This window comes from Streptomyces sp. NPDC093801 (assembly GCF_040701585.1).
GTDB lineage: Bacteria > Actinomycetota > Actinomycetes > Streptomycetales > Streptomycetaceae > Streptomyces.
In genome coordinates, this window is sequence record NZ_JBFBDP010000002.1 from 143,454 (window position 1) to 150,835 (window position 7,382).

The following is a 7,382-nucleotide window of genomic DNA, read 5'->3' on the forward strand; positions in this document are numbered from 1 at the left end:
CGGCGGGACGCCGAGGGGTCACCCGCCGAGGGCCCCGTACCGGGTCACCGTGAGCACGCTGCCGTGGGGGACGGTCCCGTACCCCGCCGCGTCCAGGGCGGCGCGTACGGCGGCGCGTACGGTGCGCTGGATGGAGTGGGCGGGACGGCCGCCGTCATGGCAGTGCCAGGAGACGGCCACCGCACCGCTCCCGTCCGCCCGGACGTCGATCCCCGGGCGGGTCGGCGTACTGCTGAGGGGGAAGCCGGAGGAGGCCAGCGCCGCGGTGACGTTTGCGACGCTCACCGGGCCCGTCGCGCCCGCCGGCGCCGCCGTGCGCGGTGGGAACACCTGGCCCGCGGCCGTCACGAAGATCACTTGCCCGGCCGCGCGGGCCCGCTCCTCGTACCCGGCCAGGGCGGCGCGTGCGACCGGAGTGCAGCGCGTGACGCCGGCGAGGTCCAGGTCGATACCGGTGGGCGAGGCCCTCAGCGCGGCGGCGAAGGCCATCAGCAGGTCCGCCACGTCGCCGTCGCCGATCGTTCCGGCGACGCACACGACGGTCCGCCCGCCCGCGACCCCACGACCGTCGGCGGCCGGGTACGGGGAGGCGGCCGGCCGCCCGCTCGGCCGGGTGTACACGACGGACGCGGCCATGGACGGCTCCTTCCGGACGCTCCCAGGATGGCCGCGCCGGCCGGCCGGCGCAGCACCCGGAACGAAGCCCCGCCGCCGGGCCGTCCGCTGGACGAAACCCCGGTTCCGCAGGCCGGTGAAGCGGCCTGTCCGGCGCTGGGACCGGGCCTGCGGTGAGACCCGGGCCCGCCTGGGGAGGGTGCCCCCTTCCGCCGCCCTATGCGCCGTCGTCGTAGGTGCCCGCCTCGACCTCCAGCGCGAGTTCCTGGAGCACCTCGATCGAGGAGACGTCCGTACGCCCGGCGTCGTGCGCGATCGCGAGGCTGGTGAACGCCAGGCTGAACCCGGAGACCATCGTGTGCAGGGCCGGGCCGAGGGCCTCGGCCACCAGGGCCGCCACCTGCTGCGGCGACGCGTCGGCGGGGACCCGGATCGACGGCAGCATCTCGTTGAGCAGCAACGTGGCCACTCCGGGTCCCTCCGCCCGGCCGGGGTCCTCGTCCCGGCCGTTCTCCACGGCCCGGCGGACGTCCTGGGCCTCGGTGAGGATGCCGATCACCCGCTTGAGTATCTCTGCGCGCTCCATCCTGCGGAGCGTAGCGCCGTGCCGTGCGTACCGCCCCGGGAAACGCGCGTTCGCCCCGGCCGCGCCGTCAGCCGGACGGGGGCAGGAGCGGGCCCAGGGGCCCCAGATCGAGGTTCAGGTCGGCGAGGTCGTATCCGTGCCGGGCGCACAGCTCGGTCATCCGTTCGTGGAGGGCCAGGAGCGTCGCGCCGAGTTCCTCCTCCTGCGCGTCGCTGAGGCCGCCGGCCTCGACGCGGCGCAGTGCCTGGCGCTCGATGAGCTGGCGCAGCAGTTCCACCAGGGTCAGGACGAGTTTCACGAGGTCGTCCGCCGCGGTGTCGGCGCCCGTACGGACGCGCCGGCCGGGGGCGGACGGGCCGGCCGTCTCGGCCGGGGTGGCCGGCAGCAGGCGCAGCGCCCGCGCCATCGCGTCGCCGACGCCGTCCAGGTCGGGGGCGTCGGGGCGTCGGGGGGAGCGCTCGTCAGGAGCCATCGCGGATCCCGTCCGGTGGCCGGGGGCCGTCGGTGGTGGCGACGGAGCAGACGAGGGCGCGCAGGGAGATCCGTACGAGGTCGATGTCGGCGATCGAGAGCACGATGTCGCCCGCGATGACGACCCCGCCCGCCAGGAGCCGGTCGAGGAGGTCGACGAGGGCGACCTGCCGGCCCGGCAGGGCGGCGTCACGGCGGTCGGCGGGGGTCATGGCGGTCACGGCGCCCCGGGCGGGGGCGGCGGAGTGGCGAAGGAGTAGGGCGCCCAGGGGCCGGTGACCTCGACCCGGACGCCCGGAAGGCCGCCCGCCGCACCGGCCAGGGCCGACAGGAAGGCCTCCGCGTGGGCGTCGGCCACCAGGTAGGCGTCGTTGAGGACGTTCTCCTCCGGGGACGCGGCGGTGAGCGGCCCGTTCTGGGCGGGGTGGCTCACCCGGTCCGTGGTGAAGCGGCGGGCGGCGGCGGCGACGCGTTCGCCGGCCAGCCCGGCCTGCCGGTGGTGGTCCTCGTGGGCGTGCCGCTGGCTCCGCCGGGCCTGGAGGTAGGCCCGGCCGGGGCTGGTCCCGGCGGGCGGGGCCCCGGTGGCCGGGGCCGGGGCGGGCCGTACGTAGACCTTGACCCCGTACTCGGTGTGGCCGCTGAGGCGGGCCAGCAGGGTGGCGAAGTCCTGGCCCCGCCCGCGCAGCACCGCCAGCGCGGCGGCGCGGTCCTCGTACAGGGTGGCCAGGCGCAGGGGCAGGACCGTGGTGTGCGCGGCGAGGGCCTCGACGACGCGGTGGTGGCAGCGGGCGGCCTCCTCCAGCCAGCCCAGGTCCTCGAAGCGGGCCTTGAGCGCGTCCTCGTCCCATTCGGGGCGCGGGACGTCGCTGACGACGAACGCGACCGGCCCCGGATCGCCGCCGGGCGGGTGGAGCAGCGTGACGGGACGGCCCGCCACGCCGGTGAGGCCGGGCAGCAGCCGACGGACCGCGGGCGCGGGCGGCGTGACGGCGTAGACGTACGTGAGCACGGGCGCGGGCGGGCCGGACGGGGCGTTCATGACGGCGGCCTGCGACGGGCCGCGCCGCGTACGGGGGCCCCGTCCTGCCGGCGGACCGCGCTCTCGGGCGCCGCCGTACGGCGGCTCGGGGGCAAGGCGGACGTGCGGCGCACCTCCTCGAGTTCGGCGCGGAGCCGTTCGTTCTCGGCGGCCAGCGACCGGTTCTCGTGGCCGGAGGACAGCGAGGCGTCGTGCTCCCACCAGTCGATGCCCATCTCCTTCGCCTTGTCCACGGAGGCGATCAGCAGGCGCAGCTTGATGGTCAGCAGCTCGATGTCGAGGAGGTTGATGCGGATGTCGCCGGCGATCACGATCCCCTTGTCGAGCACGCGCTCGAGGATGTCGGCCAGACTGGCCGAGGAACCGGGCGGGTAGCCGCCCATGGCGGGTTCCGAACCGAACCTGCGGGCCATCGGGTCGGTCACCGTGCTCACCTCCGGCGGGTCTCGCCTGTCTCGCCTGTTTTGTACGCCTCGTACGTCTCGTCGGGTCTTGTCACCGGTCGCGGCCGCGGAACTCCTCGATCTCCCTGAGGCGGTCGAGCAGCAGGTCCTCCTCGCGGTCGAACGTCTCCTCGTCGATCTCCCCGTCGACCAGCCGGCGTTCGAGGGCCGCGAGCTCGGCCCACACGGGGCCGGGGTCGTAGTAGCGGGCCTCCGCCTCCTCCGCCACGCGCTCCGCCGCCCAGAGCGCGGCGCGCACCGGGAGCAGCGGCGCGGTGATCAGTTTGCCGAGCAGTCCCATGGCCGGTGATCCTCCCTACGGAACGAAGCTGTACGGCGGGAGCGGCCCGGCCACCCGGGTCCGGACGCCGGCGTCCCGGGTGAGCCCGGCGTGCGCGTCGAGGAAGGAGTCCTCGCCGTCCCGGGGGACGAGCAGCGAGAGGTTGAGGAAGTCCTCGCCGGTCGGCGGGTGCACGACGTAGGTGCGGGCGAGTGGCGCGAGGGCCCGGATGAACTCCTCGGACGCCTTCGCGCGCCGCAGGTCCGCCTGGGCGGCGACCAGCTGTCCCAGCTCCAGGGGCAGCCGCGGATCCGTGTCCCCGGCGAGGATCTCCTCGTTCAGCCTGCTCGCGCGCGGTGACTCGTCCAGGATGCTGCGGAGCAGCAGTCCCTGCTCCTGCCCGGCCTTGACGTTGAACTCGGCGCACCCCTCCACGTCGGCCAGGGCGGCGAGGTAGGCGTCCGCGCGTGCGTCGAGGACCTGCCGTACCGTCCCGTCGTCGGGCGCGGTGTAGCCGAACTGCAGCGGCAGCGGGGTCCCGTCGGCCAGGAGCCGGTCCAGGACCGCCTGATGGGCGGTCACGTCCCGTCTCTTGGGGCGGACCTCCCCGCTCACGTCGCTGACCACGGCCCGCAGCGCCCCGCCCTCCAGCGTGCGCACGGCGGGCGCGTCCGGGCCGACGCCGGTGAGCCCGTCCACCCGGCAGGGGTGCTCGCGCCGGGTCACGGCGTACACGTAGACGGCCATGGGTGGTCACTCCCTCTCGCGGCGCGCCGGCCGGCGGGCGGCCCGACGGCGGCGGACGGGCTGCTCTTCCTCTTCCGGCTCCTCGCCCGTGTCGGTCTCGTCGTCCTCCTGCTCCTCGTCGCCGCCGGTGAGCGACTCCTTCACGGCCTCGACCGCGCCGCTGAGGGCGCCCTTGCTCTTGCCCTTGCTGCCGCCCTCGAGGACGCTCCCGACCACCTCCGGCAGTTGCGCGGGGGCCTTGCGGCCGGCTTCCAGATCGAGCCGGTTGCACGCCTCCGCGAAGCGCAGATAGGTGTCGACGCTGGCGACCACGATGCGCGCGTCGATCTTCACCAGCTCGATCCCGACCAGCGAGACGCGCACGAAGACGTCGATCACCAGTCCGCGGTCGAGGATGAGTTCCAGGACGTCGTAGAGGCTGCTGGTATTGGCGCCTCGGCCGTCGCCCCTGACGGTCGTGCCCGCTCCCTGCGGCATCATCGTCATGGCGTCGCTTCCCTTCCCTGCCGTGGCCGCCGTCAGCGGTCCGGCCGGTCGACCATGCCCCGGCTGTACCTCCGGGTCCTCTCGTAGGAGATCAGTTCGCCTTCCTCGTCCAGCGCGACGGTGTAGCTGCCCATGACGCTGGTGGTGTCGGGGATGCGCTCCAGCTCGACCACCTCCACGACCGCCTCCCAGCCGTCCTCCGTGGGCTTCACGGAGGACACCGATTCGGGCGGGCGTCCCAGCAGCTCTGCGAGCTGCTCGGCGGCGGCGCGCAGCGCCGCGGCCGCTCCGGGCGCACCGCGCCTGTGGGCTGGTCGTCGCGTGGTCATGTGCTCCCCTCGTGAACGGAATCTCCCTGGACTAGCGCCCCTCCCCAGGTGGGTGCGCATCACACCTCGCAAACAGAACTTTTTGGCATATGACCGCATATTCCGTTTCGGTGCGAGCAGGCCCTTAGGTATCGCACGCACCATCTTCGGAAGGGACCAGGCTGATGGACGACGCGAGCAAGATCGCCCTGGCAGCCGCCATCGCAGGAGGCTACGTACTGGGCCGGGCGAAGAAGGGGCGCATGGCCCTGTCCCTCGCCACCTACCTCGCCGGCCGTAGGTTCGGGCTGGACCCGGGCCAGCTCATGACACAGGGCCTGAAGAAGCTCGGCGAGATGCCCCAGGTCGCGGAACTCGGCGAACAACTGCGCGGTGAGGCCTTCGACGCCGGCCGCAAGGCCCTCGCGGCGGCCGCCAACCGCCAGCTGTCCGGCCTGGCCGACACGCTCCACGAGCGCACCCTCGAGCTCACCCGGGGACCCAAGGACGAGGACGAGGACGAGGACGAGAGCGAGAACGAGTACGAGGAAGAAGCCGGATACGACGAGGACGAGGACGACGACCGGGCCTACGAGGACGAGGAGCCCTACGAGGACGAGGACGAGGAGCAGGACGAGCAGAGGGACGAGGCGGAGCCGGACGAGGAAGAGACGGAGGAGGAGGACGGGGAGGAAGGGGAACCGGAAGCGGAGGAGGAAGAGGAAGAGGAGAACGGGGGCGAGGAGGAGGAGAAGCCGCGCAGGACGCGGGGCGCACCGCACTCCCGCCGGGCCCCGGCGCGGTCCGCCGCGCCCTCCAGGGGCTCCTCCCGCGGCTCCTCGTCGTCGCGCAGCACGGCCGCGCCGGCGAAGAAGACCGCTTCCCGCGGCGCGTCCTCCAAGAAGACGGCCGCCCCCGCGAAGAAGTCCGCCTCCCCGCGGCGCGCCCCGGCGAAGAAGGCGGCCGCGGACCGGCCGGCCGCCAAGCCGCCGGCGAAGAAGACGGCCGCGAAGAAGACGGCCGCGAAGAAGACGCCGGCCAAGAAGGCGCCGGCCAAGAAGGCGCCGGCCAAGAAGGCGGCGGCCAAGCGGGCTCCGGCCAAGCGGGCCCCGGCGAAGAAGACCGCCTCCAGCCGCACCCGGAGCGGCGCGGCGAGGAAGACCGCCGCGCCCGCGAAGAAGACGACGACCCGCAAGACGTCGACCCGCAAGTCGTCGACCCGGAGGTAGCGCCATGGCCATCAGCGAACGCTCCCGTTCCGGGAGCAAGACGTCGCCCATGGACCAACTGCTGGGCGAACTCGGCGACTACCTCAGCGCCCAGGCCGGAAACCTGGTCGACAAGGCCGCCGACAAGATCGACGACGTCACGGACCAGCTCTACGACGCGGCGGAGAACGGGGGTTCCCTCGCGAACATCGGCGGTCGGCTGCTCCAGGGCGACTCGCCCGTCAAGGCCGCCGTGGGCGGCACGATCGGCAATCTGGTCGACAAGGCCAAGGAGGTCGGCAGCGGACTGCTGGGCGGCAAGGGCAGGAGCCGCAAGAGCGGCTCGAAGCCCACCCACATCGCCGAGTCCGTGGACGTCGGCCTCCCCCTGCGCACCGTCTACGACCACTGGACGCAGCTCGAGGACTTCAGCGGCTTCGCCAAGGGCGTGCGCAGCGTCTCCCAGGGCGACGAGACCAGCTCCGACTGGAAGGTCAAGGTCGGTCCCTCCACGCGGAGCTGGAAGGCCACGGTCCAGGAGCAGGTCCCCGACGAACGCATCGTCTGGAGCTCGGAGGGGGCCAAGGGCACCACGCGCGGATGCGTCAGCTTCCACGAACTGGGGCCCTCCCTCACCCGGGTGCTGCTGGTCGTCGAGTACTACCCCTCCGGCCTGTTCGAGAAGACGGGCAACATCTGGCGCGCCCAGGGCCGCCGTATGCGTCTGGACCTGAAGCACTTCCTGCGCCACGTGACCCTGTCCGGCGACGACGAAGTCGAGGGATGGCGCGGCGAGATCCGCGACGGCGAGGTCGTGACCACCCACGAGGAGGCCCTCGAACAGGAGCAGTCGGAGGAGGACGCGGACGGGGGCGAGGACGAGGACGAGGAGTACGAGGGGGAGTACGACGAGGGCGAAGAGCCCGCGTACGAGGAGGAGGGGGAGGAGGACGCCGAGATGGAGGACGCCGAGGGGGAGGGCGAAGCGGAAGACGGCGAAGAGGAAGAGGAAGAGGAAGAGGAAGGCGAAGCGGAAGAGGAAGGCGAGGAGGAGGGAGAAGAGGATGCGGAGGAGGAGCCGGAGCCGGAACGCCCCCGTCGGGCACGCCGTCGCTGACGGCACCCGGTTCGTGTGGAGGCCGCCACCCCCGGCGAAAATCGTACGTGCGTCAACGAGGGTCACGGTCCGCCCGGGGAAC

At 73.4% G+C, this 7,382-nt stretch carries 12 protein-coding genes; 2 read left to right on the forward strand and 10 right to left on the reverse strand.

The genetic code is table 11. The annotated features are described in order from the left end of the window. Nucleotides 1-18: 18 nt before the first annotated feature. From AB0469_RS02440 to AB0469_RS02485, 10 genes are all read right to left on the reverse strand, one after another. Complete coding sequence (locus AB0469_RS02440) at nucleotides 19-636, reverse strand: hypothetical protein (protein WP_366449431.1); 618 nt, start codon at nucleotides 634-636, stop codon at nucleotides 19-21. 196 nt (nucleotides 637-832) lie between these two features. Next, nucleotides 833-1,201 (reverse strand): hypothetical protein, encoded by a 369-nt coding sequence (locus AB0469_RS02445; protein WP_366449432.1) that lies wholly within the window; start codon nucleotides 1,199-1,201, stop codon nucleotides 833-835. 67 nt (nucleotides 1,202-1,268) lie between these two features. Further along, nucleotides 1,269-1,673 carry a gas vesicle protein K gene (locus AB0469_RS02450; protein WP_366449433.1) on the reverse strand — a complete coding sequence of 135 codons (405 nt, stop codon included), beginning with the start codon at nucleotides 1,671-1,673 and terminating at the stop codon, nucleotides 1,269-1,271. Beyond that, complete coding sequence (locus AB0469_RS02455) at nucleotides 1,663-1,884, reverse strand: gas vesicle protein (protein ID WP_366449434.1); 222 nt, start codon at nucleotides 1,882-1,884, stop codon at nucleotides 1,663-1,665. Before AB0469_RS02455 ends, AB0469_RS02450 begins: the two co-directional genes overlap by 11 nt. Before the next feature lie 5 nt (nucleotides 1,885-1,889). Next, nucleotides 1,890-2,711, reverse strand: coding sequence for a GvpL/GvpF family gas vesicle protein (locus AB0469_RS02460; protein ID WP_366449435.1), 822 nt, complete (start codon nucleotides 2,709-2,711; stop codon nucleotides 1,890-1,892). Further along, nucleotides 2,708-3,124 (reverse strand): gas vesicle protein, encoded by a 417-nt coding sequence (locus AB0469_RS02465; protein ID WP_366449627.1) that lies wholly within the window; start codon nucleotides 3,122-3,124, stop codon nucleotides 2,708-2,710. The genes AB0469_RS02460 and AB0469_RS02465 overlap by 4 nt, the downstream gene beginning before the upstream one ends. Before the next feature lie 82 nt (nucleotides 3,125-3,206). Then, nucleotides 3,207-3,455 carry a gas vesicle protein GvpG gene (locus AB0469_RS02470; protein ID WP_366449436.1) on the reverse strand — a complete coding sequence of 83 codons (249 nt, stop codon included), beginning with the start codon at nucleotides 3,453-3,455 and terminating at the stop codon, nucleotides 3,207-3,209. Between the two features lie 15 nt (nucleotides 3,456-3,470). After that, entirely contained in the window at nucleotides 3,471-4,181 is a 711-nt protein-coding gene (locus tag AB0469_RS02475) for a GvpL/GvpF family gas vesicle protein (protein ID WP_366449437.1), read from the reverse strand. A 6-nt stretch (nucleotides 4,182-4,187) separates the two neighbouring features. After that, entirely contained in the window at nucleotides 4,188-4,667 is a 480-nt protein-coding gene (locus AB0469_RS02480; RefSeq protein ID WP_366449438.1) for a gas vesicle structural protein GvpA, read from the reverse strand. Between the two features lie 32 nt (nucleotides 4,668-4,699). Beyond that, the gene (locus tag AB0469_RS02485; RefSeq protein ID WP_366449439.1) at nucleotides 4,700-4,996 is read right to left on the reverse strand and encodes a gas vesicle protein; all 297 of its coding nucleotides are present in this window, start codon (nucleotides 4,994-4,996) and stop codon (nucleotides 4,700-4,702) included. A gap of 164 nt (nucleotides 4,997-5,160) precedes the next feature. Between AB0469_RS02485 and AB0469_RS02490 the strand changes: the two genes are divergently transcribed. Together AB0469_RS02490 and AB0469_RS02495 are read left to right on the forward strand one after the other, a co-directional pair. Continuing rightward, the gene (locus AB0469_RS02490; RefSeq protein WP_366449440.1) at nucleotides 5,161-6,204 is read left to right on the forward strand and encodes a histone protein; all 1,044 of its coding nucleotides are present in this window, start codon (nucleotides 5,161-5,163) and stop codon (nucleotides 6,202-6,204) included. A 4-nt stretch (nucleotides 6,205-6,208) separates the two neighbouring features. Further along, nucleotides 6,209-7,300 (forward strand): SRPBCC family protein, encoded by a 1,092-nt coding sequence (locus AB0469_RS02495; protein ID WP_366449441.1) that lies wholly within the window; start codon nucleotides 6,209-6,211, stop codon nucleotides 7,298-7,300. Nucleotides 7,301-7,382 lie beyond the last annotated feature (82 nt).